The sequence below is a fragment of the Kitasatospora putterlickiae genome (genome assembly GCF_039527695.1).
Lineage (GTDB): Bacteria > Actinomycetota > Actinomycetes > Streptomycetales > Streptomycetaceae > Kitasatospora > Kitasatospora putterlickiae.
The window spans coordinates 4711-6776 of the sequence record NZ_BAAAKJ010000065.1 but is presented as its reverse complement, the minus strand read 5'-3'; the positions used below and the strand labels follow the sequence as shown (position 1 = coordinate 6776).

The following is a 2066-nucleotide window of genomic DNA, read 5'->3' as shown; positions in this document are numbered from 1 at the left end:
GGCGGGCCGTGGCCACCACGATCCGCCCCCCGCCGCCGGCCGCCAAGGGCGCGCGGAGGGCGCCCGGTGGCACCACAGGGCGCGCCGGGTACGGCGGTCCGCCCGCCGCACGCCGTCCGTTCGGCGCGCGTCCTCAGAGCGTCCCCGACCCGCGCGGCGCACCTCCCGTCCGCGCGGCGGCACCGGGATCCACCGGGTTCACCGTCCAGTCGGGGTGACCGGGCATCGGCGGGGTCCGCTCGCCGTAGAGCCAGTCGCGCAGGAAGCCGCTCAGCGGCTGCCCGGAGACCTCGTCGGCCGTGCGCAGGTAGTCGGCGGTGGTGGCCGTGCCGTGGCGGTGGCGCTGCAGGAAGGCCCGCTCGATCCGGTCGAACACCTCCTGGCCGACCCGCTCCCGCAGGGCGAACAGCACCAGCGCGCCGCCGGTGTACCGCTGGCTGTCGAAGAGCGTCGCGGCGGTCGGCACGGCCACCGGCCCGGAGTCGTGGCGCCACTGGTCGCCCTGGGCGTAGACGTTCCGCATGCGGTCGGTGAGCGTGGTGAAGCCGCCGGAGTCCGGCCAGCCGCGCTCGTAGCGGTACATCAGGCCGTAGAGGTCGGCGTGGCCCTCGTTGAGCCACAGGTCGGCCCAGGTGCCCGGGGTGACGCTGTCGCCGAACCAGGAGTGCACCAGCTCGTGCATCATGTGCGAGCCGATCGACGCCTCCGGTTGGCGCAGGAAGTTCGGCTTGTAGAGCGTGAGCGTCTGCGTCTCCAGCGCGGTGAAGCCGAACGCCGCCGGGTCGTCGGTGTCGGCGGGCAGCAGCCCGTACGTCTCCAGCGGGAACCGCCCGAGGTGCCGTTCGGCCCACTCCAGCTGGCCGGGCGTCAGGGCGAGGGCCGGCTCCAGGTCGGCGGCGCGCGCGGTGGGCACGACGTCGCGCAGCGGCAGCCCGTCCGGGCCCTGGCGCGCGTGGACCGTGTAGCGGCCCACCGAGGCCTGGAGCAGCTCGGTGGCCATCGGCTCGCGCGAGACGTAGCGCCGGGTGGTCGTGCCGTCCGGGTGCGGTTCGGTGGCGGTGAGCAGGCCGTTGGCCACCCCGAGGAGGTCGTCCGGCGCGGTGACGGCGACGGTGAAGCGGGCCTTGTCGCCCGGCCGGTCGTTGCACGGGAACACGGTGTGCGCGCCGTCCGGCTGCCCGGCCACCGCGAACCCGTCGGGAGTCACCACCCAGCCCGTGTGCGGCAGCGCGGCGCGCGGGTCGGCGCTGTACTCGACCTCCACCCGCAGCAGGGCGCCCGCCCGCACCGGCCGGGCCGGCCGCACGGTCAGCTTCTCGTCGTGCGTCCGGAACCCGGCCGGGAGGCCGTCGACCCGCACGGCGCGCACGTCCAGGCCCAGCGCGTCCAGCTCCAGGCCGGCCAGCCGGGTCAGCGCGCGGGCGGTCAGCACGGTGGTCCCGTCGACCGTGCGGGTCGCGGGGCGGTAGCCGAAGGAGAGGTCGTAGGTGAGCGCGTCGTAGTCGGTGGTGCCGAGCGAGGGGAACACGGGGTCCCCGGCGCCCGTGACCGGCGCGCCCGCCGCCGGGACCAGCCCGAGCGGGAGCGCCGCCAGCGCGAGCAGCACGGCGGGGACGGAACGGTGCCTGGACAAAGGTGAGCACCTCTCTCGTGTCGTACGGACCCCCACCGACCGCGCCGAGGGGGAACGGTTCCGGTGAGCGATCCTCCGGGCACGGACCGTAGCAGGGGGCACCGACAATCCGGGCGACACGCGGCATCGCCCGGACGGACCACATCGGTAGCCGGTCGACCGCGCGCTGTCATACCGTCGAAGAGCCCCGCCCCCTGACGGACGGGGCCACGGCCGTCGGAGCGCCTGGCCAGGTCCGGCGGCCGTACTCATGCCCGCACCCGGTGCCCGCCACCTCGTAGGCTGGGCAGCCGTGCCGGCCGCCCGCAGCCCCGTCGTCCCGCCGGCCCCGGACCAGCAGGAGCGAGCCCGTGAGCAGCCCGCGTTTCGTGGTGATCGGCGAGTGCGTCGCCGACGTCGTCCGCACCGACGGCGCGCCCGACGCCGTCCACCC

General features: G+C 76.0%; 1 protein-coding gene. It reads right to left on the bottom strand.

The features are described 5' to 3' along the window. Nucleotides 1-133: 133 nt before the first annotated feature. Nucleotides 134-1633: a M1 family metallopeptidase gene (locus tag ABD308_RS07445; RefSeq protein ID WP_344329562.1), complete on the bottom strand. Its 1500-nt coding sequence runs from the start codon at nt 1631-1633 to the stop codon at nt 134-136. Nucleotides 1634-2066: the final 433 nt, after the last annotated feature.